The 26,611-nt window shown below is 50.9% G+C and carries 19 protein-coding genes; 9 read left to right on the top strand and 10 right to left on the bottom strand.

Annotation, left to right across the window (positions count from 1 at the left end; genetic code table 11):
• Positions 1-249 precede the first annotated feature (249 nt).
• The 4 genes from D5398_RS01205 (at position 250) to D5398_RS01190 (ending at position 7,095) form a co-directional block, all read left to right on the top strand.
• Positions 250-3,009 (top strand): WG repeat-containing protein, encoded by a 2,760-nt coding sequence (locus D5398_RS01205; RefSeq protein WP_120505997.1) that lies wholly within the window; start codon positions 250-252, stop codon positions 3,007-3,009.
• Positions 3,009-5,870 (top strand): WG repeat-containing protein, encoded by a 2,862-nt coding sequence (locus D5398_RS01200; protein WP_120505996.1) that lies wholly within the window; start codon positions 3,009-3,011, stop codon positions 5,868-5,870. The genes D5398_RS01205 and D5398_RS01200 overlap by 1 nt, the downstream gene beginning before the upstream one ends.
• A 97-nt stretch (positions 5,871-5,967) precedes the next feature.
• Complete coding sequence (locus D5398_RS01195; protein WP_120132023.1) at positions 5,968-6,360, top strand: ASCH domain-containing protein; 393 nt, start codon at positions 5,968-5,970, stop codon at positions 6,358-6,360.
• Positions 6,361-6,453: 93 nt separating this feature from the next.
• The gene (locus tag D5398_RS01190) at positions 6,454-7,095 is read left to right on the top strand and encodes a C39 family peptidase (protein ID WP_120505995.1); all 642 of its coding nucleotides are present in this window, start codon (positions 6,454-6,456) and stop codon (positions 7,093-7,095) included.
• 60 nt (positions 7,096-7,155) lie between these two features.
• Here the strand turns inward: D5398_RS01190 and D5398_RS01185 are convergent, their stop codons facing one another.
• The 5 genes from D5398_RS01185 to yebS all read right to left on the bottom strand — a co-directional run bounded on the left by D5398_RS01185 (position 7,156) and on the right by yebS (position 15,156).
• Positions 7,156-7,398, bottom strand: coding sequence for a YebV family protein (locus tag D5398_RS01185; protein WP_120505994.1), 243 nt, complete (start codon positions 7,396-7,398; stop codon positions 7,156-7,158).
• A gap of 217 nt (positions 7,399-7,615) precedes the next feature.
• Entirely contained in the window at positions 7,616-9,337 is a 1,722-nt protein-coding gene (locus tag D5398_RS01180) for a sensor domain-containing diguanylate cyclase (protein ID WP_120505993.1), read from the bottom strand.
• A gap of 370 nt (positions 9,338-9,707) precedes the next feature.
• The gene (gene rsmF, locus D5398_RS01175) at positions 9,708-11,102 is read right to left on the bottom strand and encodes a 16S rRNA (cytosine(1407)-C(5))-methyltransferase RsmF (RefSeq protein ID WP_162940717.1); all 1,395 of its coding nucleotides are present in this window, start codon (positions 11,100-11,102) and stop codon (positions 9,708-9,710) included.
• 207 nt (positions 11,103-11,309) lie between these two features.
• Positions 11,310-13,940 (bottom strand): PqiB family protein, encoded by a 2,631-nt coding sequence (locus D5398_RS01170; RefSeq protein WP_120505992.1) that lies wholly within the window; start codon positions 13,938-13,940, stop codon positions 11,310-11,312.
• The gene (gene yebS, locus D5398_RS01165; RefSeq protein ID WP_120505991.1) at positions 13,909-15,156 is read right to left on the bottom strand and encodes a membrane integrity lipid transport subunit YebS; all 1,248 of its coding nucleotides are present in this window, start codon (positions 15,154-15,156) and stop codon (positions 13,909-13,911) included. Before yebS ends, D5398_RS01170 begins: the two co-directional genes overlap by 32 nt.
• Positions 15,157-15,414: 258 nt before the next feature.
• Here yebS and D5398_RS01160 point away from each other — a divergent pair, with 258 nt between their 5' ends.
• From D5398_RS01160 to htpX, 4 genes are all read left to right on the top strand, one after another.
• The gene (locus D5398_RS01160; protein WP_120132017.1) at positions 15,415-15,912 is read left to right on the top strand and encodes a GAF domain-containing protein; all 498 of its coding nucleotides are present in this window, start codon (positions 15,415-15,417) and stop codon (positions 15,910-15,912) included.
• A 95-nt stretch (positions 15,913-16,007) separates the two neighbouring features.
• Positions 16,008-16,697 (top strand): RNA chaperone ProQ, encoded by a 690-nt coding sequence (gene proQ / locus D5398_RS01155; RefSeq protein ID WP_112287990.1) that lies wholly within the window; start codon positions 16,008-16,010, stop codon positions 16,695-16,697.
• A 19-nt stretch (positions 16,698-16,716) separates the two neighbouring features.
• Positions 16,717-18,789 carry a carboxy terminal-processing peptidase gene (gene prc / locus D5398_RS01150; protein WP_120505990.1) on the top strand — a complete coding sequence of 691 codons (2,073 nt, stop codon included), beginning with the start codon at positions 16,717-16,719 and terminating at the stop codon, positions 18,787-18,789.
• Positions 18,790-19,049: 260 nt separating this feature from the next.
• A complete protein-coding gene (htpX, locus tag D5398_RS01145; RefSeq protein WP_120505989.1) occupies positions 19,050-19,931 on the top strand; it encodes a protease HtpX in 882 nt (293 codons plus the stop codon).
• Between the two features lie 78 nt (positions 19,932-20,009).
• On the opposite strand, the gene D5398_RS01140 is transcribed toward htpX, so the two are convergent.
• Positions 20,010-21,407, bottom strand: coding sequence for an MFS transporter (locus D5398_RS01140; protein ID WP_120505988.1), 1,398 nt, complete (start codon positions 21,405-21,407; stop codon positions 20,010-20,012).
• A gap of 239 nt (positions 21,408-21,646) precedes the next feature.
• Here D5398_RS01140 and kdgR point away from each other — a divergent pair, with 239 nt between their 5' ends.
• Complete coding sequence (gene kdgR / locus D5398_RS01135) at positions 21,647-22,438, top strand: DNA-binding transcriptional regulator KdgR (protein WP_120505987.1); 792 nt, start codon at positions 21,647-21,649, stop codon at positions 22,436-22,438.
• 72 nt (positions 22,439-22,510) lie between these two features.
• Here the strand turns inward: kdgR and D5398_RS01130 are convergent, their stop codons facing one another.
• The 4 genes from D5398_RS01130 to kduI form a co-directional block, all read right to left on the bottom strand.
• Positions 22,511-23,902: an L-cystine transporter gene (locus D5398_RS01130; RefSeq protein WP_120505986.1), complete on the bottom strand. Its 1,392-nt coding sequence runs from the start codon at positions 23,900-23,902 to the stop codon at positions 22,511-22,513.
• 188 nt (positions 23,903-24,090) lie between these two features.
• Entirely contained in the window at positions 24,091-24,648 is a 558-nt protein-coding gene (locus D5398_RS01125; protein WP_120505985.1) for a metal-dependent hydrolase, read from the bottom strand.
• 152 nt (positions 24,649-24,800) lie between these two features.
• A complete protein-coding gene (gene kduD, locus D5398_RS01120) occupies positions 24,801-25,562 on the bottom strand; it encodes a 2-dehydro-3-deoxy-D-gluconate 5-dehydrogenase KduD (protein WP_120505984.1) in 762 nt (253 codons plus the stop codon).
• A 76-nt stretch (positions 25,563-25,638) separates the two neighbouring features.
• Positions 25,639-26,475: a 5-dehydro-4-deoxy-D-glucuronate isomerase gene (gene kduI, locus D5398_RS01115; protein WP_120505983.1), complete on the bottom strand. Its 837-nt coding sequence runs from the start codon at positions 26,473-26,475 to the stop codon at positions 25,639-25,641.
• Positions 26,476-26,611: the final 136 nt, after the last annotated feature.

Below are 26,611 nucleotides of genomic sequence, written 5' to 3'. Positions count from 1 at the left end.
GTAGATAATCGAATGTTATCATCTGTAGCTTACCTTCGGGTGCGGTGATGAAGTGTATTCATTCGTTACAGTGTAATAAATTAGCTGCTTTTTCTTTCACAAGCTGACACCCTATAGGCGTATAACATGTGCGCGCGCTTGAAATTGATTATTATCGGATTTATTACCGTCTCACACGCCCATTTTGCGGGTGATAAAGAAAAAGCGTGCGCTACACTTTCCCATTTTATCCAGTTATAAGGGCATCGGATGAATTGCTCCGAAAAATTCAAATACATCAGAAATTTCAGCGCGTTAACCCTGGTTCTGAATGCTTTTTTTAATATGCCGGTACATGCGGATGACGCGCAATTACGGGCATGTGGCAATGCAAAAACCGCCAAAGACTGTCAGTTACCTTTCCAGCAGGGACTTTCCCCTGTTCAGGTCGGCCTGTCCCGCGAATCTCAGTGGGGATACGTCGATGCTTCCGGACACATGGTTATCAAACCCGATTTCAGCGAAGCGCGGGGCTTTGTGAATGACCTGGCCGCTGTTAAAAAGGGCGAACAGTTCGGCTATATCGATAAAAAAGGCCATTGGGTCATTGAGCCACGCTTTACGCGCGCTACTGATTTCAATGCGCAGGGTACAGCATTGGTGGTGACAGATAATCGTCTGGCACTGATAGACAAAAAAGGGGCCGTGATTAAAACGCTGCCGTTTGCCGTTGCACTCGATAGCCGTGGTTTTACCGGCGGTCAGGCACTGGCAAATGTTCAAACTCAGGTATCACCTGCGTTGTGGAATGCATCGACAGATCGTTCTTTGTCTTTACCTGATGATGTTATGGCGCTGGATTTGCCACAATCCGGGCTGATCCCGGCAAAAAAACGTGATTCAGCAGAAGAAGGTTACTGGGGGTATCTCGATGAGAACGGTGACTGGGCGATAAACCCGATGGTACTCAAAACGCGGGATGAACCACAACTTAACGGCGACGTCGTTGCGGTAAAAACCAAGAACCTCTGGTCGTTTGTCGACCGTCAGGGTGTTGCATTAAATAAAGAACAATACAAATCTGTGCGACCGCTCGCTTCCGGCAGCTGGCTGGTGACGGGCAACGATAATAATAAACAGCTACTCAGCAGCAAACTGGAAAAAGTGCAGGATATTCCTGCTGATCAGACTGAAAATATTTTGGTTTGGGGAAAGGCAACGCTGGGAACGGGTAGCAAGGGCATCGTTATCATCGGTGCTGATAACCAAATTGTTTCGCTGAAAGTTAATAAGCCGCAGGTGCTGCAACAGGGCAACCATCTCTGGGTAATGCAAACAGAAGGTAAGGCACCACAAGTTGCTCAGATTTATGACAACAATGGTGTGGCGCTGCTTAATGATACCACGCTTACTGCACTGAAAGACTATCAGCTGCGGCCGCTGGACACAGTGGCGATGTCAGATGATGTGACTACATTGCCGGAATCAACCAGTGATGCGGCGAACAATCTTCCCTGGGCAATTCTGACGCCTGCGGATGCAACGAAACCGCCTGCCATTCTCACCTCGCAGGGGAATGTCTTGTCTGATCCACAATGGGCATCTGTAGAAACCAACGGGTCTCAGGCCCCGCTCATCATCGATACTCAAAACAAAAAAGTGGGTGCTGTCGATGCTTCAGGCAAGTGGGTTATTCAGCCGACTTATACCCAGATCACGCCTTTTGAAGGTGATTACACCTGGGCCTTTGATAACGTCAACAATGTCGATGTTAAGCATCTGATTGACCGAAATGGCAATGTCGTCGAGATCCCCGCTGATATTCAGAAAAATGCTCAGCGTTTGTCATCAGGATTGATTTATTACACCGAGGGTGAAAAAGAAGCGCAGCGCTGGGGCTTATGGGATATCGCGAGCAAAAGCATTAAGGCAGCACCAGAGTTCACTGAAATCGATGCTTTCAACGAAGGTTATGCCCTGGCTAAAGCGGATGACGGATGGGGTGTTCTCAATACGAATGGCACCTGGGCGATAGCGCCAGATGCGGATCGCAGCGGTAAATTCCAATATATCGGTCAGGGCGCTTTCACCCTTTCTGATAATGATCAGCCGGGAGAGCGCGGAGCGCTTTCCAGTCATTACAGTCTCTACAGCGCCCAAAGCGGACAAGTACTCGCGACGGATTTACTCGCCAGACCGCAAGCTGTCGGGCAGGACCATTGGCTGGTTCAACCTTCCGAAGGCGGCGTGGCATTACTTGATAACGCAGGGCGTTTCCCGGTCAGTAAAGCCATTAACTCTTCTTCGAGTTCTGTGGAGGGTGACTGGATAAAATTGAGTTTCTCACCTCATTACGGTGCAATTAACAGTCAGGGTGACTGGCAGATTCAACCAGTTTACACCGCGGAATTTAATTTCATCTCACCTCTGAATCTTAGCCGTGCAGTCAGTGACGGACGAACTACGCTGATTAATGACCATGGCGCTTCGGTAGAGGGCTTTGATCAGGCACAACCGTTGAATTCAATGGCTCGTCTGGTCATGAACGATGACGTAACCGGTGAAACCGTTCTGTATGACAACGATGGAAATGAAATCCAGCGTTTCGCCGGGCCTGACAGCCTGCTGGCTGACAAAGCCAACTCAGGTGTTATTCCTATGCGTGATCAGAAAGGCCAGTATGGATTTGTCGATCAGCAAGGTATAAAGCTGATTGGTTCATACTTCGATCAGGTCGGGGCGATGAGCAACAATTTTGCGACCGCCGTGAAAAAATCAACGTACGGCAACCTGCTGGGATATATCAATACCACGGGGCGCTTTGCGATTTTGCCTAAATTTGATTGGGCCACTGATTTCAGTGAGAAGCGTGCCTGGGCTGGCGGTAAGGGTGTCGTGAATTTGCTTAATGCCGACGGTAATGTTCAGGCAAAAATTCAGGTGCGTTGTAATCAACGCGTCATTGTGGATGCGAAAGGTGCTTATCTTTGGCCTGCCAAAGCACCCGCTTGTGGTTCCGGGGGTAATTAATGATTGTCAGCAAACCTTCAAGGCTACGCCAGGCACTTCTCTGCGCGCTGAGCACCGGCAGGACATTGGCCTTATTGACGCTGACCGGCTCTGCTATTGCGGCTGAACCCGTAAAGGCTGAATCTGCACCGACATGTTCGGCACCATTGCCCGATTCCCAGGCTGATACCCAACTGCGTGCGGCGTTGCCATTAACACAAAATTTATGTATCCGCGACGTTCGTGAAGGTCGCTCAGCTGTGCTTTTACCCTCAGCTGATGCAACGGATGAGCGTTGGGGTTTTTTGGATAATCAGGGACAGCTTGTTATCAAACCTGTTTTTGAGCAGGTCGGTGATTATCACTTCGGTGCCGCCGCTGCCATGCAACAGGGGAAGTGGGGCTATATCGATCTGACCGGAAACTGGATGATTCAGCCGTCCTTTGACCGCGCACAACCCTTTACTGAAGCCGGTCTGGCCGTTGTTAAGGTGAGCGGAAAGTCTCAGATTATTGACCGCAAAGGTGTTCAGGTCGGTAAAGCTCTGGATGATTTGGTGGATGACGCCGTTCTGAGTAATGGTGTTCCCGCCCGGCTCAGCCTGACGTTTAACAGTGTACTGCTTTCGCCAGACGGTGTTCGCCATGTGGCGACGGACAAAATGGAAGTGGTAGAGCCGTTCGGCTCCGATGATCTGTTCATTGCTGTCGATGCCAGCAAAGGTTACGGAATTGTGGATGGAAATCTGGCCTGGCGCGTTCAACCTCAGTACACGTCCATCACTCTGGATCCTCATAATCCTTCTGTCGCACTGGCAAAAAAAGCAGACGGCATTACGTTAATCCGTACTGACGGAGTTCAGGACGAGCAGAAATATCTTTCTGTCAGCGAGGAAACTGGAGCCTTCTGGCTGGCGAAAACGGCCGATGGCATCAAACTGCTGGATAATTCAGCCACTGTGATTGCCAGTTTCAGTGAAACTGACGCAAAAGCCCTGCACGTTTCCGGCGACTATGTTTTATATCCTGCCAGTAAAGACTCCCTTACTTTGTATGTTCCGGGGCGTAAACAAGCCCTCTCGCTGCCTGCTGGCAGTGAGCCCTGGGAGCAAAATACCGGTGAGTTCCTGATAACGACCAAGGGGGAGCAGAAAAAGGTGAATGCTATTATTGCTCCTTCTGGCGGAGTCATTGGTGGCACCCAGAATGTTGGCTGGCTGGGTCAAATTTCCAGTGCAGAAGTTATCGATCATCGTTTATGGTTGCGCAGCGAGCAAGGTGATGTGGTGAATGTGGTTGATGCCACAGGCAAGGCCTTGCTGAATCAAAAGAGTATCAGCACTCTGAACGGCAGCAGGATCGAACCTCTGACCGCTCCCACCAATTCCCCTTCAGCTTCATCGCCACTGGCACTGGTTCGCCCTGCTGATGCGGGCAGCAAAAACGGCGCGGGTTTCCTGCGCCCGGACGGCACTCTTCAGCTTGATCCCAAATGGCAGGATATTGAACCTGCTGACAGCAGTAATAGCATCGGTCAGTTCATTGTGAGATCAACCGATGGCACCGGCGTGGTGGACGCGCAGGGCAAAGTTATTATTTCTCTGACTGAAGATAATATTTCTCCTTTTGTACAGGGCTACGCTCTGGATTATCTGAATGGAAAACTGACAGCACTTGATCACGCCGGTAAGCATTATGATTTGCCGAATGTGTTTGAGATTGAATCTCTCGGCAATGGTTGGTTCCGCTATCGTGAAACGGCAGCTGAGGGGGCGTTGTGGGGCATTTACGACGTCACCAGTCAGAAAACTGTGCTGCAACCGGCTTATCAGGATATGGGCGAATACTCAGATGGTCTGGCCGCATTCAAAACGCCTGAAGGACTGTGGGGGATACTCGATAGCCAGGGTAAAGTCGTGGTTGCGCCGAAGTATGCCGATGCCCGTCGCATTAACTCCGCTCTTTGGTTACTGACACAACCTGCAACCGAAGAGCAACCGGTATCAGCTGTTCTTGCAGAAATCATCGGCAATGACGCTCAGCCAAGAATTGCACCTACAGCCGGACTTACCGTAAATCAGTTTAGCGACGGACGCATTCTGGCCAGGTCTGCGGCCGGTCAGTCGTGGCTTCTGGACGCCAAAGGTAATATTCAGCTTCATGAGCAGCAGACACGTATCAGTGCGCTGGGGGACTGGGTGAAATTATCACGCCAGCCGCAGCAAGGCTATTTATCTGCCCAAGGTGAATGGCAAATTCAGCCTGTCGGTGAAAGTCGGGGCTCTGCTTTTGTGCAAGGGCGCGCTTTGCGCTCCACGCCAGCGGGCTATGAACTGATTGATGACAAAGGTGTACGTGTGGCAGCGATGCCAGAAGGTCAGTGGAATATGCCGCCAGCGAGCGCCTGGTCTGTCTCCTATGACCCCCTGGATAATGAGCCTGCGACGCGTTACGTCGACAATACCGGTAAACTGGTTCTCACTGTTCAGGGACAGGCCAGTCAGATGGTGGGTGATCACGCCGTGTTGATGAAGGCGGATGGAGCCAAAACCTGGATTAACGGGCAGGGGAAACCAACTGATGGCGTCTCTTACCTTGATTTAGGTTTGCCTGTCGACGGGCTGGCATTCGCCAAAGCTGACGGTAATTATGGTTATGTCGATGCGCTTGGCAACTTCGTGATAGCGCCAGTGTTTAGCGCCGCATCACCGTTTGACAGCGGAGTGGCCGTCGTTTCCACACCGGCCATGTCGATGATGATCGATAAAACGGGCAAGCCTCTGGCACGTGTAGATAAGGAATGTGGTATTAGCGTCTTATACGGTGCCGGAAGCGCACGTCAGTGGCCGGCGAAAATGCCGGATAACTGCAGCAAACCTTAAGACACTTTTCCGGCTTGCAAAACCCGCTGCGGCGGGTTTTTTTGTGCTAATGTTTAACTGTAATGGCAGTGAACTATCTCAATTGAAAGGATAAATTATGATTCCGCAGATCCCACTCAAATACCGGGACGCAGAGCGCTGGTCGTTTGGTGATACTGAATCGTCAGCTGACGAACTGGCTAAGCGTGTTATTGCTGGCACAAAAACCGCCACCTGCTCAAATCTTGATGATGATCCTGAACCTGAGCCGGGCGAAATCTTTGTGGTAGTTGATGGCCGCAGTAATCCGGTGTGTGCCGTGCAACTGACCGAAGTGAAACAAGTGCCTTTTGACCAGGTAACGGAACAGCATGCCTGGGAGGAAGGGGAAGGCGACCGGACGTTGGCTTACTGGCGCAAAGAGCACCAGCGTTTCTTCGAAGAGTATGAAATGTTTGAGCCGACGATGCCGCTGTTACTGATGAAGTTTCGGATGGTCGAAAAGTTCTAAATCTTCCAGAGGCCTGATACTGACATCAGGCCTTTTCATTCGTCAGTTGTATGATCAACCAGATGTTGCCACTCTGCCGTTCAGGACTATGTCATGCCCGTTAATCAGCGTTCATTTTCTACTTCTTCCGGCGTCCCTTATTTTAGTCAGTGGGAAGATCCTGACTGTGCAGCCGGGATTATTGCCGGAGATATTCAGCTCAGTGATGTCAGCGTGTGGCCCAATTCGGGTGCGGCTGAACAACGGGAGTTTATCGAGTGGGCGAATCATGTTTGCGGAATGTGCTGCCTGAAGATGGTGCTGGCAGCCGTTTCGGGCAAAGTAGTACCTGTGTTGAAACTGACTTACCGAAGCCTTTATTACGGAGCGTATGTTCGCGAGGGCGACAATATTAAGGGGCTTATCTACGCGCCTTTTGTGGAATATGTCCGGCAGGAACTGGGTCTTTCGGCGCAGGTCAAAGTGGATATCTCGGCTCAAGATATTGCCGGTCAGCTGGCAGAACACCGATTTTTTATTGCTTCAGTACATCCTTTTGTGCGTATTCCGGAGTCCACGCCACCGCACAAAGGCGGTCATCTGGTGCTGGTGACCCGGGCTGATGATCAATCAGTGACCTTCCATAATCCGTCCGGTCACGATATTTCTACTCAGCAGGATGTCACGTTACCTGTGGAAACTTTCGCGCGTTTTTTCGCCGGTCGGGGCATTTCGCTGGTGACAAAGGCTCAATAGCACTCAAAATCGACCGACCGCAAGCGGCATGGCGAACAAAATTCCGTTCGCCATGCATTGTTACTCCAGTCGCATAATCCACTCATCTTTCTGCTCGTCATACTTTTCTTTATACAACACAGAATGACGGCCATCGAGGACTGCCGGGACGCTGGTGTGATCATCCCAGGCATCAAGTTGCATGCACAAATCAGGGTCCGACTTGCAAGGAATATGCACCTTATCGCCGCCTTTTGCTTCAGGCGTAGAAAGATGTGCATCGTCAATTTCGTAACTGCCAATCCGGATACTCGATTTTCCCATCAGATACTCCTCGCCAGAGTGTTGTAAGCAATTTCAATGACATCAGGTATGACCAGTTGGTCTGCCTTATTTCAGAATAGTCGACAGCACAAAAAGTGCCACCCGAATTTTACGGAAGCACTCTTCTGTGTATGAACTCACGGACGAGGGTTTCAGACAGGACGTTGCGAAAAGGGACGCAGGGAGCCGCACAAACACAGCGCCCCCTGTGAAGAGGCTACAGCTGGTTAAATCTTACCGAGACAGGCATTGCGTTGATTTGGTTACGACCATTATTTTTCGACAGGTACAGGGCTTCATCTGCGGCACTGACAATATCTGACTGATCTTCAATACCAGGATCCTGTTCCGGCATATACGTCGCAATCCCCTGACTGATGGTGACGCGGTTAAACTCGCTGAAACTGTGCTTGATGCCCAGCGACTCAATCGATTCCATGATGTGCTGTGCGACAATCCAGGCGCCTTTCAGGTCGGTATCCGGCAGAATGGCCGCGAACTCCTCGCCGCCAAAACGCGTGACGACGTCGGTGCTGCGTTTAAGTGATTTGCGCAAAGTGCGCGCCACTAAACGCAGGCAGGCATCACCGGAAAGATGGCCGTAATGGTCGTTGAAATGTTTGAAGTAATCGATATCGATCATCACCACGGTCAGTGGTGTACGGTTACGCTTGGCACGCATATATTCGTGGCTGAGCACTTTTTTAAACTCACGGCGGTTAGGCAGTTTAGTCAGTGAATCCGTGCGCGCCTGGATCTCCAGACGACGGTTGGCTTTAACCAGTTTCAGTTCCAGTAACTTGCGTTCATGAACGTCTTCTGCGGTACCGTACCAGCGCTGAATTGAACCGTCGGTGGCGTAACTGGCGGCAGCGCGTATACGCATCCAGTTCCATCCACGGTCTACGTGACAAAAACGAACTTCTATATCCAGTGGCGCACCTGTTTTAAGGCACTGCTCCCAGGTCTGAACGGCGGCGCGACGGTCTTCCACGTGCATACTCTGTATCCACTTGTCGGCCAGAATATCCTGACGGGTCATGCCGGTGATCCGCTGAAAACGCGAGCTGACATCATTGAGCATCCCGCGCGGATCGGCTGTCCACGGAATTTGCGGGTTCAGCTCAACCATATTGCGGTAATGTTCCTGACTTTCGCGCAGGGCTCTTTCCATACGTTTGAGGCTGGTGATGTCCGTCATCGCGACAGACAGGCCGTTCAGCTGATTCTGGGCATCATAAGCGGCTTTAATACGTACGAAGAAAACCTGATTCTTTCCGGGAACGGAAAACTCACGATCGGGTGTCGTTTCGTTACGCAGGGCAAGTTCCAGCGCATTACTCAGCAATGGTGAAAGTCCGGGCAGGAAAACCCCTATTTTGCGTCCTATCGCTTCATAGGGTTGGAGGCCGATAATATTCGCCATTGCGTCATTAACCGTGACATATCGCATCTGTAAATCAATGAAACACAGTCCCACCGGTGCATTGGAATAGATCGTTTCAAGCTGGAAAAGACGCTGGCCCGGTGCCTGATCCAGGCTGGTGAGATTGCGGTCGATCCCGCGATAGCCGCGAAAATTTCCGTCATTATCAAAAAGCGGGACACCGCTGGTTTCGAGAATAACTTCAGTGCCATCCGGGCGTATATTACGGTTCAGCAAGCCACCGAAAGGGGCGCGGCGTTCAACGATAGCGGCAAACTGCTCGCCCACGCGCCGTGCTTCATCAGGAGGCATGAAATCGAAAGGGGTTTTACCTAATACTTTTTCAGGCGGAACACCAAGGAATTCGATGCATTTATTGGAGGAGAAAACATAACGCCCCTGCGCATCGACTTCCCAGATCCAGTCAGAATTGTTATCGATAATATCTCGCAGACTGGCCATTTGCTGCAAAAGCAGCCCATCTGCTGATTCGAGTTTCATTTCATCCGACATGATACTTCTCCGACTGGCAGGTCTTTACTCAACATCAGGCATTAAGATTTATATCTGAAAATGATATATCACTGACAATGTTATCTTGATGGCAATAATACATGGCGCAGTAGGATTATTCCTACTTATAATTCAGTGAACCTTTCTTGATAATATAAGTCACTATCCGATATATGCAGCACAAAATGCTTTACAGCTATTTGTTATATACACTTTGTCACCGTGATTTCACCTAAAAGTTCAATTGCACAGAATTCAAAGAAACACATATATCAGGTATTTTTGTCGGCATTAAGGCCCATTGAGTAGAATATTCTGCGCCGTCGGAATGTTCCTCTGGCACAGAAATTTGCGGGAAAGTTAAATCTAATTAATCGTTCGACAATGTTTGCGGACGAATCGCGCCATCTCTCACCAGTTCTCGTGGCAGACTGTTTTTAATCCGGCTGCCGATCCGTTTTGCCAGTCCTAATGGCTGGCCAAGCCAGGTCACCAGACATTCGTCTGACGGCGGTGCGTCGTCCGGATAGATATCGACGCCACGGAACCAGCTCTGCGCCAGTTCATCATTTATCTCAAAACGATTTTTGGAATCCGCGACACTGAATGCCACCACGGCTTCATGCTGCCAGCGGAAACCTTTCGGAAAACGCTCTGCCAGTCTCACACCGATGCGGGAAAAACGGACTTTGCCAAAGACGGGCTCCAGCACGGCAGGGAAGAGCCAGATTTCTTTATCACGTTGCCATAATGTGTATTGTCTCTCAGGCCAGACAAGGCCAGAAAGACCCGCTGCTTTGACGATTTCGGCACTGTCCTGACGGGAAAGTGGCGAGAAAGGAAAGCGGCCGACCTTATATCCGGGGACCGGCAGGCGCGGCACAGAATCCGTTTTACGAAAGCGTGCGACAAAGAAACCTTCGCTGTCATAGACCTGAGGAAAGACGTGCAAATAGCCTTCCGGCGTGACGGCCTTACCCGCGCCCGGGAATAACTCTGCCAGCGATTCCACTTCTACAGCATCTGCATAGGTATCGAGTAACCACTGGCAAACCTGCTGATTTTCCTGAGCGTTAAGGGTGCAGGTTGAATAGACCAGTACGCCGCCGGGTTTAAGCGCATGAAACGCGCTGTCAATCAGTTCACGTTGTGTAGCGGCAATTTCAGTCACGCTGTTTTCAGACCAGTTACTCATGGCATCAGGGTCTTTACGGATAACGCCTTCGCCGGAGCAGGGCGCGTCCAGCAGGATAGCGTCAAAGATTTCAGGCAGGGCAGCACCAAAAACGCGTCCGTCAAAGTGAGTCAATGCCGTGTTACTGACGCCACAACGGCTGATATTGGCGTGCAGGACTTTGACCCGGCTGGCTGAATATTCATTGGCAATAATGCCTCCCTGATTTTTCATCAGCGCTGCGATTTGCGTGGTTTTCGAACCGGGCGCGGCCGCGACGTCCATCACCAGAACCGGTTGTGTATCGTTAGCGAACAACGCGGTGACCGGCAGCATGGAACTGGCTTCCTGAATATAGAAAAGACCGGCCAGATGCGATAAGGCATTGCCCAGACGCGTATCGTCCAGCACGTTGCGGTTTATCCAGAAACCTTCCGCGCACCACGGCACGGGTTCTAAATCCCACTGATAACGTCCGGCGAGCTCAAGGAAATCCGTCACGCTGATTTTCAGGGTATTCACCCGCAGACTCGGACGGAGAGGGCGCTGACAGGCGGCAATAAATTCGTCCATGCTCAGGTCAGCAGGCATGATTGCGCGTGTAGCCTCCAGGAAAGCAACGGGTAATTTACCAGTAAAAGTGGTGGCGGTGGTGAGCTTTGACAAAGGTGTGGTTCCAGAGCTGAAGAAGTTTTTCTGCCGCGGAGTTTACCATATTTACCTGTGATGAGAGGGCTGCGCGCGTTGCCTGATAAAGAAAAGGCCACCCGAAGGTGGCCCTGTTCAACATCATACCGGTTAATTTCTCGGGATTGCCGTTCCCCATTTCTGCCAGTCTTTTGGTGCTTCCGGAGTGAGCAGGAAATGATTGCCGTTAGCCGCTTTCGGCGCCAACGGCGTGGTTGGCGGTGTCGCAAAGGCGATACCTCCGCGAATAAATTGCTGGAATGTCCCGCTCTTGAACACGCCACCGGTCAGACCGAATTGAAGGTCATAACCCGAAGCCAGCCAGAACACGGAGTTTTCCCGCACCAGATATTGATATTTTTTACTGATCCTAAGCGTCACATTCACCCGATCCGCCATGGCGCCCAGATAGAAGCCAGATACTGTACCGACCTCAATCCCGCGGAACAGCACCGGCGTGCCGATTTGCAATGAGCCGACTTCAGCCGCATCGACCACGATACCCAGACCATCCGTGTAACGCGAGTCGGTGATGGTGGAGTCCTGCAAATCAAAGTTGCGCGCTGGCGCGCCTTTCCCTGCCTCGACATTGATGTAGGGCTGGAGAAGCGTATCGAGATTGCTTACGCCACCGGCGGAAATTTCCGGTGAAACAATGGAGAATCGTGTCCCGCGGCGGGCAAAGTTATCAACATATTCAGGATACAACACGGCTTTGGCGGAAACCTGGTTCAACTGCGAGTCGAGTTTCAGCGATTCCACCTGACCGATGGTGATGCCCAGATAGCGAATAGGCATACCGGCGGAAAGCTTGCTGGCATCATAAGTATTTAGTGTTATCTGGCTGCCGACCGCGCGGGCTGAGGTTTCTGAATCATACAGAACACGCTTCGCCCCTTTACTGGCAGTGACGCCGTCAAGGTTGTCAAAGCTGATGGCACCTTTAAGCGCGCGATCCAGCGGTGAGGCCTGAACGGTCAGCCCGCTGCCATTGAGTTGCACTTTTGCGCCCCCTTCGGCCCAGAAAATAGTTTTCTCAGTCAGCAGGTTGCGGTATTGAGGCTGAATATAAACATCAACTTCAAATTCATTGGCTTTAGGGCGAACGTTGACTATCTGGCCTACCTGGAACTTACGGTAAAGCACAACGGAGCCGGTCTGAACATCTGGCAGGCTTTTCGCAGTCAGCGTCAGGGTAGCGCCCGGTTGTTCGCCCTGAATGCCTTCGGCAGCCTTTTCCGCATTACTGTAAAGAGGGTATTTCTGTGCTGGTGCCCCTTTGGTGCCCGGAATAATGCGCACACCGCCGTCGACCCATTCCTGAGCGCTGGCACCAAGAACTTCCATTCCATCGACGCCAAGCTTCACATCAACGCGGCTGTTGACCACAAACTTACTGTCTTTATGCAGTAAATTTTTATATTCCGGTTTAATAGCGGCATTAAACAGGATGCCTTCATCGGTCAGCGTGCGGTCGATAATCGAGCCGACGGTGATGCCGTAGAGTTTGATTGGCTGGCCCGCATCAATGCCGTAACTCTGCGGCGCAATCAGCTGCACTTTGACAATGCCCGGGTTCTGTAACAGTCGCTGGTTGCTGTCGAGCACCACAAAATGTTTTTGCGGCTCGCCATCACCGGGGATCAGTTCCAGCGTGTTACCGGTCAGCAATTGACTGATATTGGCATTATTGAGGCTGATTTTTGGGCTGTTCATCTCAATGCGCGTACCGGTACGCATCATGTCGAGCACCGAAGGATCAACGGTCAGTTTACCGGTGACTTTATTATCCGGCTGTAAAGTAATTTTGGTCAGCGTACCGACCTGCAAGCCCTGATACATCAGCGGCGTCTGGTCTTCGGATAATCCGTTGCCGTCCGGTAAATCCAGATTGATTTCCACACCACGCTGGCTCTGCGCCAGATCCGGATACAGGACGAATGACTGATCGGCTTTTGCCTGTTTCCCGTCATTCGGGGAATCCATAGCGATCGCGCCATTCACCAGCGCCGCCAGGCTTTCCATCTGAACTTTCACTCCGCTCAGGTTTAAATCTGCTTTAAAGCCGGAAACATTCCAGAAACGCGTATTGTCTTTGACCAGATTGGCAAAACGTTTGTCGATGAGTACATCGATCGTCACGCCTTCATTACCGCTTTCAATGTCGTAGTCGTAAACCTTACCGACCGGAATCTTACGGTAATAAACCAGCGAACCGGTACTCAGAGAACCGAGATCTTTGGCGTGCAGATGGACCATCAGTTCGCCGGTATTGAGGCGGAATTTTGGCTGCGTATCGAGCGCCACAAAGTGATCTTTCTCTTTTCCTGGTCCCGGCATCATGCCGATGTAGTTACCGCCTACCAGCGCATCAAGCCCTGATACACCCGCCAGAGACGCTTTAGGTGTGACCAGCCAAAACTGAGTGCCTTCGCGCAGTGCGTTGGACAAGTCACTTTTGATGCTGACTTTAACCTGAATGGTACGCAGGTCTTTGCTCAGGCTGATGGATTCCACTGTCCCGACTTCCACGCCCTGATAACGTACCGGCGTACGGCCAGCTACGATCCCTGCGGCAGACTGGAAATCGATGGTCACGGTCGTACCGCGCTCCTGATAGTTGCTGTAAATCAACCATCCGGCGATCAGTAAAGCAATAAACGGCAGAAGCCAGAAGGGCGAAATCCGGCGCCTGTGTTTTATCCGTGCTTCAGTCGGTGTATTCGGCGTTTCCTGTTGCATGTGCATCCCAAATCAAGCGGCTATCAAGCCATTCAACGGCAAGAATGGTCAGAATTACGGCAGAGCCAAAATAAAAGGCGGCCGGTCCCATCGTAAAAGACAAAAGCTGGTCACGGTTAACCAGCGACATCATTAATGAAATAACAAACAAATCAAGCATTGACCAACGTCCTATCCAGGTCACCAGCCGCAGCAGACGGATACGCGTTTTGAGTCCCTGAATCGCTTTGAAATGAATGCTGATAAGCAGCGTAAGCATCACGATCACTTTGGTAAACGGCACCAGTACGCTGGCAATAAAGACAATGGCGGCGATCGGCACGTTCCCCGATGTCGCGAGTGACACAACGCCAGAAAATATGGTGTCCTTCAACTGTTGTCCGTTGGCATAGATAATGGAAATCGGCAGTAAATTGGCCGGGATTAAAAATACAATGGCGGCAATCAGCGCGGCCCATGTTTTCTGCAAACTGTGTTTATAGCGCAGACGCATCGGAACATGACAGCGCGGACAGCGTCCGCGTTCATCCGGGATGCCGGTGAACTTACAGGCCAGACACAAACGCAGCGAAGAGGGCAACCCTTTCGGCTGGCGTTGGGGGTAGAACTCTTCCCATAACTGCTCGATGTTGAGATTAATCATGGTCAGCGTGACCATCAGCGTCATCATCAGATAGGCGGCCAGCGCGATACCGACGTTGATATCGGCATACTCTTTGACCTTAATGCTAGCGACTGCCATCCCGACCAGATAAATATCGAGCATCACCCAGTCTTTAAGGCGATCGAGCATCAGCAGCACGGGTTTCAGATTCATCCCTAATTTGCTGCCAAAATGCAGATAAAGAATGGAGACAGCAAGTGTCAGCGGAGCTCCGATAGTACAGAAGGCCACCATGCTTGCGGTGACGGGATCACCCTGGCGTGACATCTGCCAGATACCCTCAAGTAAACTGGCGTCAATACGCGTGCCCAGAAGCCGGATGCTGATCAGCGGCTCGGTATAAGCGAAGGGCATCAGCAGTAATATGCTGATAGCAATCGTGATCAGTCGCGGCAGGGAGCAGACCCGGCCTTTTTCAACTTTTGCGTTACAACGCGGACAATGTGCTGTCTGCGTGCGCTGCAGCGCCGGAAGTGTGAATAGCGTGTCACACTCACTGCATCGCTGGTAACGAATTTGCGGAATCTGGGCTGAAATTGTGTGTATTTTCATAGTGCCTGGAATAATAAAGAATACCTGTTGTTACAATTACGCAACCCCCCGTGGGGGTCAGGCGAGGCCATCAGGCCAAGATCAGCCAGGTTTTTTTGACAAAATAACGTATTATGCGGTCGGCAAACAGTTATTGTAGGTGAGTCTTTTTGATGTCACACAGGATTAACCTTGTTCATATGGGCATTTAATGCTTATTTTATAGGGGTTAAGCACAACAGAACGGCTCTCCGCCCTTAGGTTATTATTGGTTACTACATGAATAAAGAAGCATTCTACACGGAATTAAAACGTGATTTGAACGCGTTGATCGCCGGAGAAAACAATTTTATTGCCACTCTGTCGAACGCAAGTGCCTTACTTTTTGAACGCCTTGAAGGCGTGAACTGGGTAGGTTTTTATCTGATGGATGGCACAACGCTGGTGTTGGGTCCTTTCCAGGGTAAAATTGCCTGCGTGCGTATTCCGGTAGGAAAAGGCGTCTGCGGCACCGCAGTAGCGGAAAATACCGTGCAACGTGTGGGTGATGTTCATGCCTTCCCGGGCCATATCGCTTGTGACGCAGCAAGTAATGCCGAAATCGTTCTGCCTGTAACAATAAATGGCAAAGTGATCGGCGTATTAGACATTGATAGCACCGTTTATCAACGCTTCGACGAAGCTGATGAACAGGGGCTGACAGAGTTAGTCAGCGGGCTTTGCCAGCATCTCGAAAACTGCGATGCTGAAAAATATGTCAATCTGATCGTAAGTTGATCGTCGGATAACGTGGCATTTAATAACGGCGTCATTATAATGACGCCTGTTCATGCCTGCGCCGGTTGGCAAACCCGTTGTAATCAGGAAATTTCATGGAAAATCAACCTAAGTTGAACAGTAGTAAAGAAGTCATCGCCTTTTTGGCTGAGCGGTTCCCGCTCTGTTTTACCGCCGAAGGCGAAGCACGCCCATTAAAAATCGGTATCTTCGCGGATCTGGTCGAGCGCGTGCAAGGTGAAGAGAATCTGAGCAAAACTCAGTTACGCTCTGCTCTGCGTCTGTATACCTCAAGCTGGCGCTATCTGTACGGTGTTAAAGTTGGCGCTGAACGCGTTGACCTTGATGGTAATTCATGTGGCGTTCTCGAAGAGCAGCACGTGGAACATGCCCGTAAACAGTTGGAAGAAGCAAAAGCCCGTGTTCAGGCACAACGTGCAGAACAACAGGCAAAACGTCGTGAAGCCGGTGAAACCACTGAGCCGCGTCGTCCACGTCCGGCCGGTAAAAAACCAGCGCCGCGTCGTGAAAATGCGCCCGCTGCTGTGGCTGGTCAGGAAAATCGCAAACCACGTACACCTCGCCCACCGCGTGAGGAGAAACGTGAACCGCGTCAGGTGCCAGTAACAGACATTTCAAAACTGCAAATTGGCCAGGAAATCAAAGTCAGAGCAGGACAGAGTGCAATGGATGCGACCGTTTTGGAAATTGCCAAAGACGGTGTACGCGTTCAACTCTCTTCGGGTCTGGCGATGATCGTGCGCGCAGAACACTTGCAGTTCTGATACGGAGGCCAACTCAGGCATGAACAAATTTGTCAGATTAAGCGTTATTGCGGGTCTGTTAATGGCAGGAGCAGGGCTGGTGAACACCAGCTTTGCAGCGAACGAGAGTGCACCGGTGACTCTCGCTCAACTTCCTAATTTAACTCAGGATCCTCAGGATGCAACGGTGAGCGAGCGTGTTACTGCTCGCTTTACCCGTTCACATTATCGTCAGTTCGACCTTAATGCAGATTTCTCAGCGAAAATCTTCGACCGTTACCTCAACATGCTCGATTATGGCCATAACGTATTAATGGCTTCCGATGTCGCACAGTTTACTGATAAACGTGCAACCTTGGGTGAGGAACTGAAAACCGGTCAGTTAACCACGCCATATGCTCTTTTCAATCTGGCTCAAAAACGCCGCTTTGAACGTTATGATTATGCGTTGAAAGTGCTTGAGCGCCCGATGGATTTCACGGGCAATGACACGATTGAACTCGATCGCAGTAAAGCACCGTGGCCGAAAGACCGCGCTGAGCTGGACAAATTGTGGGATGCGAAAGTCAAATATGACGAGCTAAACCTCAAACTGACCGGCAAAAACGATCAGGAAATCCGTGACGTGCTCTCCAAGCGTTATCATTTTGCGATGAAACGCCTGACACAAAGCAACAGCGAAGATGTTTTCCAGCTGGTGATGAATGCCTTCGCGCATGAAATCGATCCGCACACCAACTATCTCTCTCCCCGCAGCACCGAGCAGTTTAATACCGAAATGAGCCTGTCTCTGGAAGGTATTGGCGCAGTATTGCAGGGCGACGACGATTACACAGTCATCAATTCGATGGTAGCTGGCGGCCCGGCGGCCAAAAGTAAAGCCATCGCAGTCGGTGACCGTATTGTCGGTGTGGGTCAGATTCAGGCAGGAAAACAAACGCCAATTGTTGATGTGATTGGCTGGCGTCTTGATGACGTCGTCGCGCTCATCAAAGGGCCGAAAGGCAGCAAAGTCCGTCTGCAAATCTTGCCTGCAGGTAAGAATGCTAAAAACCACGTAATCACGCTGACTCGCGAGAAGATCCGTCTGGAAGACCGCGCAGTTAAAATGACCATCAAGAATGTTGGCGCTCAAAAAGTCGCTGTGATGGACATTCCTGGTTTCTACGTGGGGCTGACCGATGATGTTAAAGTTCAGCTGCAGAAAATGGCTAAGCAGAACGTGAACAGTCTGGTTATCGATCTCCGTACTAACGGTGGTGGTGCTCTGACTGAAGCGGTTTCGCTGTCAGGTCTGTTTATTCCAAGTGGCCCGGTGGTTCAGGTTCGCGACAACAACGGTCGTATCCGTCAGGACAGCGATACCGATGGCGTCGTTTACTACAAAGGCCCGCTGGTGGTTCTGGTTGATCGCTTCAGTGCTTCAGCTTCCGAAATCTTTGCTGCCGCAATGCAGGATTACGGTCGTGCGCTGATTGTGGGTGAGCCAACCTTCGGTAAAGGTACCGTTCAGCAGTATCGTTCTCTGAACCGTATTTATGACCAGATGCTGCGTCCTGAATGGCCTGCGCTCGGTTCTGTGCAATACACTATCCAGAAGTTTTATCGTATCAACGGTGGCAGTACTCAGCGTAAAGGGGTGACCCCTGACATTCTGATGCCTACCGGTATCGAATCGATTGAAACCGGCGAGAAGTTCGAAGATAACGCACTTCCGTGGGATAGCATTAACGCGGCGACTTACACCAAATTAGGCGACATGAAACCGTTCCTGCCTGAATTGCTGAAAGACCACGAAGCCCGTATTGCGAAAGATCCTGAGTTCCAGTACATCCAGCAAGATATCGCCCATTACAAGGCGCTGAAAGACAAACGTAACATAGCCTCTCTGAATTACGCCCAGCGTGATAAAGAAGATAAAGAGGATGATGCCCTGCGTCTTACACGTCTGAATGAACGCTTCAAGCGTGAAGGTAAGAAGCCACTGAAAGCTCTCGACGATTTGCCGAAAGACTACGTTGCTCCTGATCCTTATCTCGATGAAGCTGACCATATTGCTGTAGATCTCGGCAGTATGGAAAAGGCTCAGGCCGACCAGACCGCCGCGAAATAAGCATGCGGTCAGTCAAAGAAGAAAGCGCACTCCGGTGCGCTTTTTTTATGCATGCATTTTTGAAAAACCTTCTAAATTTCAGGCTTGTCTGTGAAATAAAACACTTCAAAATGTAAAGTATTGTGAATTCAGCCCCTCAGAGCGCATGGGCTCTTGAATCCTGATAAGAAGCCCATAGGATCAGTACAGCCGGGTATGCTATGTACCGGTGGTTAAACTCTGCCAATAACAATGAAGTAACAATGAGGAAGTAAAATTTTATGATGCGAATAGCGTTGTTCCTGATGACTAACCTGGCCGTTATGCTGGTATTCGGGCTGGTGCTTAGCCTGACTGGCATTCAGCACAGCAGCGTGCCGGGATTGATGATCATGGCCGGGCTGTTTGGCTTCGGTGGTGCAATTGTCTCGTTGCTGATGTCTAAATGGATGGCGTTGCGCTCGGTCGGGGGTGAAGTTATTGAGCAACCTCGTAATGAAACTGAACGCTGGCTGATGGAAACCGTTCGCCGTCAGTCTCAGCAGGCGGGCATTGGCATGCCACAGGTCGCGATTTATCACGCGCCTGACATTAATGCGTTCGCGACAGGCGCTCGCCGCGATGCGTCGCTGGTAGCTGTCAGCACCGGATTGCTGCAAAGCATGAGTCAGGATGAAGCCGAAGCGGTAATCGCACACGAAATCAGCCACATTGCGAATGGCGACATGGTGACCATGACTCTGATTCAGGGCGTGGTGAACACCTTCGTAATCTTTATTTCCCGCATTATCGCGCAGGTGGCTTCAGGTTTCCTTTCCGGTAACCGTGATGGCGAAGAGAGCAGTAATGGCAACCCGCTGATTTATTTTGCCGTGGCGACCGTGCTGGAACTGGTATTCGGTATTCTGGCCAGCATCATCACCATGTGGTTCTCGCGCCACCGTGAATTCCACGCCGATGCAGGTTCTGCAAAACTGGTTGGCCGTGAAAAAATGATTGCTGCGTTGCAGCGTCTGAAAACCAGCCATGAACCGCAGGAAGCGGGAAGCATGATGGCGTTTTGTATCAACGGTAAATCGAAGTCATTCAGCGAGTTGTTTATGTCCCACCCACCGCTGGATAAACGAATCGAAGCGCTGCGCAGCGGTGCTTATATTAAATAAGCAGCAAATAATCAGCCACTGGCGATTATTGATAAAAAAAGCCCGGCAGCAATAGCCGGGCTTTTTCTTGTCTCAATTTTACAGTTTAGCGTTTTCTGCTTCACGCTGGCTGCTGGTTTTCTGTGTCATTCGCAGCAAGCTGACGAGAGCGCCGGTGCCTGCGAGAGTTCCTGCGAGGATAAGCGACGCGTGAGTACCGTGTTGCGGGAACAGGTTGAACATCAGTGCGACCATCGCCGCGCCAGTGGTTTGTCCAAGAAGACGAGCCGTGCCCAACAGGCCGCTTGCTCCGCCACTGCGGTTACGCGGTGCGGAACTGATGATCGTATGGTTATTAGGGGACTGGAACAGGCCGAAACCGGCACCACACAGCAACATGCGCCAGATGATATTCAGATGCGAAGGCTCGGGCGGCAGTAATGAGAGTGAAAATAGTCCGAATGAAAAGACCACCAGACCAATTCCGCCCAACATTCCAGGATGGAAACGTTCTACCAGACGGCCTGCAATCGGCGCCATCACCATGGTCGCCAGCGGCCAAGGTGTCAGCAGAAGGCCGGTTTCCACTGAATTCAGGCCTAATGTGTTTTGCAGGAAGAAGGGCAGGGAAACAAACGCCAGCATTTGTGCGCTGAAAGAGCACAGAGAAGTCCCCAGGGACATACTGAAAATCGGAATACGCAGCAAATCAACCGGCAGCAGCGGGAAGGGTTTCGTCAGCTGACGGCGAACAAAGAACCACCCGATAATCAGGAGCGCAATGACTTCGCCGAGGATCAGCATATGATTCAGGCCCTGCGCAAATCCGCTGATGGCGCTTATCAGCAAACCAAAGGTCAGGGCGTTCATCACGCTGCTGGTAATATCGAAACGTTGCCCCTGACTGCGCGTGGAGTTAGCAGGTAAAAACTTCAATCCTAGAATCAGAGCAACAATACCTATCGGCACGTTGATAGCAAACAACCATTGCCAGGATGCAACAGAAAGGATACCCGCGGCGATGGTCGGTCCGGCGGCTGCGGAAACGGCCACGATCAGCGCATTGATCCCCACGCCACGTCCTAAGAATCGCTGCGGATAGATAATCCGGATGAGCGCAGTGTTCACACTCATGATCGCAGCGGCACCAAAGCCTTGTAAAACACGGGCAACCGTCAGTGTCAGCAGGGAATCAGAAAGTGCGCAGAAAAGTGAAGTGATGCTGAACACCAGCAACCCGGTCTGATAGATACGGCGGTAACCGAAAATGTCGCCGAGCGATGCCAGAGAAAGCAGCGAAATAGTAATTGCCAGCTGGTAGGCGTTGACCACCCAGATAGACGTCGCAGGGCTGGCATGGAAATCATTGGCAATAGTCGGCAGCGCGACGTTTGCGATCGCTCCGTCCAGCACCGAAACGGTGATCCCCAGTGCAATTGCCAGGATCGCGCCGTATCGTTGTGGAAGAGGTAAGCCATCAGTGGGTGTCGGAGTCATGAGTTCTGTCAGTACGTAGTCATCAGTGAGGGGAATATTACTACGCTAATCAACTTAAAGTGACAATTGTCACATGATGAAATGAATTATTTATCTCTCTGTCGGGAATGAAACTGGCTTAACAGTTCTTACATTCTCAATCAATGGGTTGATTGCTTCTCTACAATGCTTACCACTATAATAAAAACCACGTTCTATTTTTTTTGAAACAAAACCAACGCGAGCAGGTAACTCACCCTATGGCTATCGCAGATCTTGATAAACAACCCGATTCTGTCTCTTCCGTCCTGAAAGTTTTTGGCATATTACAGGCGCTGGGCGAAGAACGTGAGATTGGTATTACTGAACTTTCTCAACGCGTTATGATGTCTAAAAGCACGGTTTACCGTTTCCTTCAGACGATGAAATCGCTCGGTTATGTCGCGCAGGAAGGCGAGTCCGAAAAATATTCCCTGACGCTGAAATTGTTCGAACTGGGTGCGAAAGCGCTACAAAATGTCGATCTGATCCGCAGCGCGGATATTCAGATGCGCGAATTATCCCGCCTGACCCGTGAAACTATTCACCTTGGCGCGCTGGATGAAGACGGAATTGTCTACATCCATAAAATTGATTCTATGTACAACCTGCGTATGCATTCACGCATTGGGCGCCGCAATCCGCTGCACACGACGGCGATTGGTAAAGTGCTGCTGGCGTGGGGCGATAAAACGGAAGTCAGTGCGCTGTTGCAGGAAATTGAATTCACCCGCAGCACTGAAAATACCATCATGAACGTCGCCGATTTGCAGACTGCGCTGGTGCAGGTGCGGGAGCAAGGTTACGGCGAAGATAACGAAGAACAGGAACAGGGCCTGCGTTGTATCGCGGTTCCTGTCTTTGACCGCTTTGGCGTTGTGATTGCCGGGTTAAGCATTTCCTTCCCGACCATTCGTTTCTCTGAAGAAAGCAAAAGCCACTATGTGGAAATGCTGCACACCGCCGCACGTAATATCTCTGAGCAGATAGGATTTCACGACTATCCGTTCTGAGTCAGCACGGAACGGAAGGCATAAAAAAACCGAAGCTATTGGCTTCGGTTTTTTGTTTCCAGCAATCTGAACTTAGCGGTGTGCGAGTTCTGCTGTTTCTTCTGAATCCATCACTTCTTTATCGGTTTGTTTCAGCAACTGGCTGGTAATCGTACCGGCAGTCATTGAACCGCTGACATTCAGCGCCGTACGACCCATATCGATCAGTGGCTCGACGGAGATAAGCAGCGCCACCAGCGTGACCGGCAGGCCCATAGCAGGCAACACGATCAGCGCCGCAAAGGTCGCACCACCACCGACACCCGCGACACCGGCAGAGCTCAGTGTCACGATACCTACCAGCGTGGCAATCCACACCGGATCAAACGGGTTAATACCCACTGTTGGCGCAACCATGACGGCCAGCATCGTCGGGTATAAACCTGCACAACCGTTCTGGCCGATAGTGGCACCAAAGGAAGCGGCAAAGCTTGCGATAGATTCCGGAATACCCAGACGTCGTGTTTGCGCTTCAACGCTCAGCGGAATGGTCGCCGCACTGGAACGACTGGTGAAGGCGAAAGTCAGCACCGGCCAGACTTTACGGAAGAATTTAGCAGGATTCACGCCAGTGAAAGAAAGCAGCACGGCGTGGACAACAAACATAATCCCCAGACCCAGGTAAGACGCGACAACGAAGCTGCCCAGTTTAATGATGTCCTGAATGTTGGAACCGGCAACCACTTTGGTCATCAGCGCCAGAACACCATACGGGGTCAGTTTCATGACCAGACGTACCAGTTTCATCACCCATGCCTGCAGGGTATCGATAAACACCAGAACGCGCGGGCCTTTTTCAGCATCATCTTTTACCAGTTGCAGGGCGGCAACACCCACGAAAGCAGCAAAGATAACTACGCTGATGATCGACGTAGGGCTTGCGCCTGTCAGATCAGCAAACGGGTTCTTAGGAATAAAGGAAAGGATCAGCTGAGGTACGCTCAGGTCAGCCACTTTACCCACATAGTTGGACTGGAGCGCCGTCAGACGCGCGGTTTCCTGCGTACCCTGAACCAGGCCATCAGCAGTCAGACCAAACAGGCCGGTGACAAAAATACCCACCAGCGAAGCAATCAGCGTGGTGAACAGCAAAGTACCGATGGTCAGGAAACTGATTTTGCCAAGCGAAGATGCGTTATGCAGTTTCGCTACCGCACTCAGAATCGAAACGAAGACCAGCGGCATGACAATCATTTGCAGCAACTGGACGTAGCCGTTGCCGACAATATTGAACCAGGTAATAGACGTCTTCAGTACCGGATCATCGGAACCGTATATCAGCTGTAAAGCCAGGCCAAATACAACACCCATGGCCAGACCGAGTAATACTTTTTTTGCCAGACTCCATTGCTTGTGGCGGGTTTGCGCCAGCAGCAAAAGGAGGACAACGAAAACCACTACGTTAAGAACGAGCGGAAGATTCATACCGAACTCCAGACTTATAGTTTTGATATTTAAAACGGGTGTTCCCGACAGGGTCTGCACCATCCCAAAGCAATGGTGAGCAGAATACCAGTTTGGGCACCTGAACATTTATATCCAAAAAGAATGCGTTATAACTTTTGGGTTTGATTTGTACCAAATATCGCCAAATTGCCTGTCTTTTATACTTGTCAGATAAACAATTTCAGGATGTGGTTAAAAAAGTCCGGATTGATTGCACCAATGATGGGCGTCCAGTCGGGCCAGAACAGCGTTAACCCGACCAGCAGCAGGCACAACGTTCGTTCCAGCTGATTGCCTTTTTGACTGTTGATCAGCGGCAGACGAAAACGCCAGCGACAGGGCCAGAGCAGGGGGACACCTGCAGGCGTCAGCATATCGGCAAGAATATGGCTCAGATAACCTATGATCATGGCGTGGAAAGCATCTACCGGAATGACCCAGTCATGCGGGAAATGCGTGCGTAAAAGAAAGATACCGCCCGCCACGGCCAGCAAACTGTGGGTAAATCCGCGGTGACCAAAAACTCTGGCAATAGGATGGGAAAGCCATTTCAGACGCTGGCCGAGCACGGATTTCGGATGGTCGATATCGGGCAATAAACAGGTGAGCAGGGACCCTGAAATAATATGCCACCAGTCGCCGTGCGCGAGCTCCGGGGAGAGCTGCGCCTTTTTGGCAAATACCGCACAGGCGATTGAGAAAATGAGATGGCCTTCCGCCGTCATGACGCGTCCGAACTGAATAACTGTTATTTTATCCAGTATAAGTGAAACTGTCACAATCTTGGAAGAGACACCCTGTAACTAATTGTCAACGGACTGATTAAAAAGAAAAAGGCGTATAAAAATACGCCATATAAATGTCACGTTTTGCACAGTTATCTGGCCAGCCAGCCGCCATCTACCGCAATTGTGTAGCCGTTGACGTAATCGGAGGCTTTTGAAGCCAGAAATACCACCGGCCCCATGACATCTTCCGGTAACCCCCAGCGTCCGGCAGGGATCCTGTCGAGAATCTCTTTGCTGCGATCGCCATCAGCACGAAGTTGCTCGGTGTTATTGGTGGACATGTAACCCGGCGCTATCGCATTTACGTTTACGCCATGCTTTGCCCATTCATTGGCCATCAGCCGGGTAATACCCATCACTGCGCTTTTCGATGCAGTGTAGGAAGGAACACGGATCCCGCCCTGATAAGAAAGCATTGAGGCGATGTTAATGATTTTGCCTCCGTTGCCTTGTTTGATGAACTGTTTCGCTACTGCCTGAGACATAAAGAACAGCGTCTTGCTGTTCACATTCATCACGTCGTCCCAGTTTTTTTCACTGAACTCGATAGCATCTTCCCGGCGGATAATCCCGGCGTTGTTCACCAGGATGTCGATACGACCGAATTCAGCAACGGCTTTTTCGATTAGCTTCGGAATGTCTTTAATGCTGCTGAGGTCGGCGCGCAAATCGAGAAACCGGCGACCGGTGGCTATGATCTTTTTCTCTGTCTCTTCGGGGGCTGACTGGTTGATACCCACAATATCGCAACCCGCCTGAGCAAGACCCAGCGCCATGCCTTGGCCAAGTCCGGTGTTACAGCCGGTCACGATGGCGACTTTGCCGTTTAATTCAAATGAATCGAGGATCATATTCAGAGTCTCTTTTGCAACGGCACGTTCGCCATAAAAATTAAGTGGCTCTGCCTGCGGCGGCAGAGCCAGAGAGTTAGCGCAGTTCGCTGACCTTGACGTGATCCATGTCGTCGAATACCTGATTTTCCCCGACCATACCCCATATAAAGGTGTAGTTTTTGGTACCCACACCAGAGTGAATCGACCAGCTTGGTGAGATCACCGCCTGCTCGTTATGGACTAATAGATGACGGGTTTCTTGCGGTTTCCCCATCATATGGAATACCGCGGTTTCCGCTTCCATGTTGAAGTAGAAATAGACTTCCATACGGCGCTCGTGGGTGTGGCAAGGCATGGTATTCCACAGGCTGCCTTCCTCGAGTTTGGTCAGCCCCATGGTCAGCTGGCAGGTTTCCAGTACGTCAGGCACGATAAATTTATTGATAGTGCGACGGTTGCTGGTTGCTGCATCGCCGATAGTTTGTGGTGAAGCTTCCGCCAGCGTGATTTTCTTGTTTGGGAAAGTGGTGTGGGCCGGGGCGCTGTTGTAGTAAAACTTGGCAGGCTTCGCTGCATCAACGCTGCTGAACTCGACATTTTTTGCCCCTTTGCCGACATACAACGCTTCTTCATGGCCGATTTCATAGGTTGTACCATCAACCACGATAAGTCCCGGACCACCGATGTTGATTACACCAAGCTCGCGGCGCTCGAGAAAATAGCTCACACCCAGTTGCTTACCGACTTCATCCCCTACGGAAACCGTTTTCTCAGCAGGCATGACGCCGCCGACAATGATGCGGTCAATATGGCTGTAGGTCATGGTGTAGGCATTTTTTTCAAAGATTTTCTCGATGAGAAATTCGCGGCGTAATTCAGCGGTATCAAGTGTTTTTGCGTGGTCGCTGTGAATGCTTTGACGAACTTGCATGTCGGTGCCTCTCGTAGGATAGCGATGAAGGAGGACTTACCGGGCGAGTCTGACCGTTGCGTGGCAGTGACAGCGTACAGAAGCAGGAGAGCTCCCGGCTCGTCCTTGTTGCAGAAAGAATAGGTTCATTGGCATG

The sequence above is a fragment of the Rahnella bruchi genome, from assembly GCF_003614975.1.
Taxonomy (GTDB): domain Bacteria; phylum Pseudomonadota; class Gammaproteobacteria; order Enterobacterales; family Enterobacteriaceae; genus Rahnella; species Rahnella bruchi.
Note: the sequence above shows the minus strand (reverse complement) of the source record. Positions and strands in the feature narration are given on the sequence as shown.

Excerpts from the sequence above, each read along its gene's own strand:
- yebS (WP_120505991.1), bottom strand. The coding sequence starts at position 15,156 with ATGAAAATACACACAATTTCAGCCCAGATTCCGCAAATTCGTTACCAG.
- D5398_RS01170 (WP_120505992.1), bottom strand. The coding sequence starts at position 13,940 with ATGCAACAGGAAACGCCGAATACACCGACTGAAGCACGGATAAAACAC.
- htpX (WP_120505989.1), top strand. The coding sequence starts at position 19,050 with ATGATGCGAATAGCGTTGTTCCTGATGACTAACCTGGCCGTTATGCTG.
- kdgR (WP_120505987.1), top strand. The coding sequence starts at position 21,647 with ATGGCTATCGCAGATCTTGATAAACAACCCGATTCTGTCTCTTCCGTC.
- D5398_RS01205 (WP_120505997.1), top strand. The coding sequence starts at position 250 with ATGAATTGCTCCGAAAAATTCAAATACATCAGAAATTTCAGCGCGTTA.
- D5398_RS01125 (WP_120505985.1), bottom strand. The coding sequence starts at position 24,648 with ATGACGGCGGAAGGCCATCTCATTTTCTCAATCGCCTGTGCGGTATTT.
- rsmF (WP_162940717.1), bottom strand. The coding sequence starts at position 11,102 with ATGCCTGCTGACCTGAGCATGGACGAATTTATTGCCGCCTGTCAGCGC.
- kduI (WP_120505983.1), bottom strand. The coding sequence starts at position 26,475 with ATGCAAGTTCGTCAAAGCATTCACAGCGACCACGCAAAAACACTTGAT.
- prc (WP_120505990.1), top strand. The coding sequence starts at position 16,717 with ATGAACAAATTTGTCAGATTAAGCGTTATTGCGGGTCTGTTAATGGCA.
- D5398_RS01140 (WP_120505988.1), bottom strand. The coding sequence starts at position 21,407 with ATGACTCCGACACCCACTGATGGCTTACCTCTTCCACAACGATACGGC.
- proQ (WP_112287990.1), top strand. The coding sequence starts at position 16,008 with ATGGAAAATCAACCTAAGTTGAACAGTAGTAAAGAAGTCATCGCCTTT.
- D5398_RS01200 (WP_120505996.1), top strand. The coding sequence starts at position 3,009 with ATGATTGTCAGCAAACCTTCAAGGCTACGCCAGGCACTTCTCTGCGCG.
- D5398_RS01180 (WP_120505993.1), bottom strand. The coding sequence starts at position 9,337 with ATGTCGGATGAAATGAAACTCGAATCAGCAGATGGGCTGCTTTTGCAG.
- D5398_RS01160 (WP_120132017.1), top strand. The coding sequence starts at position 15,415 with ATGAATAAAGAAGCATTCTACACGGAATTAAAACGTGATTTGAACGCG.
- D5398_RS01190 (WP_120505995.1), top strand. The coding sequence starts at position 6,454 with ATGCCCGTTAATCAGCGTTCATTTTCTACTTCTTCCGGCGTCCCTTAT.
- D5398_RS01130 (WP_120505986.1), bottom strand. The coding sequence starts at position 23,902 with ATGAATCTTCCGCTCGTTCTTAACGTAGTGGTTTTCGTTGTCCTCCTT.
- kduD (WP_120505984.1), bottom strand. The coding sequence starts at position 25,562 with ATGATCCTCGATTCATTTGAATTAAACGGCAAAGTCGCCATCGTGACC.
- D5398_RS01195 (WP_120132023.1), top strand. The coding sequence starts at position 5,968 with ATGATTCCGCAGATCCCACTCAAATACCGGGACGCAGAGCGCTGGTCG.
- D5398_RS01185 (WP_120505994.1), bottom strand. The coding sequence starts at position 7,398 with ATGGGAAAATCGAGTATCCGGATTGGCAGTTACGAAATTGACGATGCA.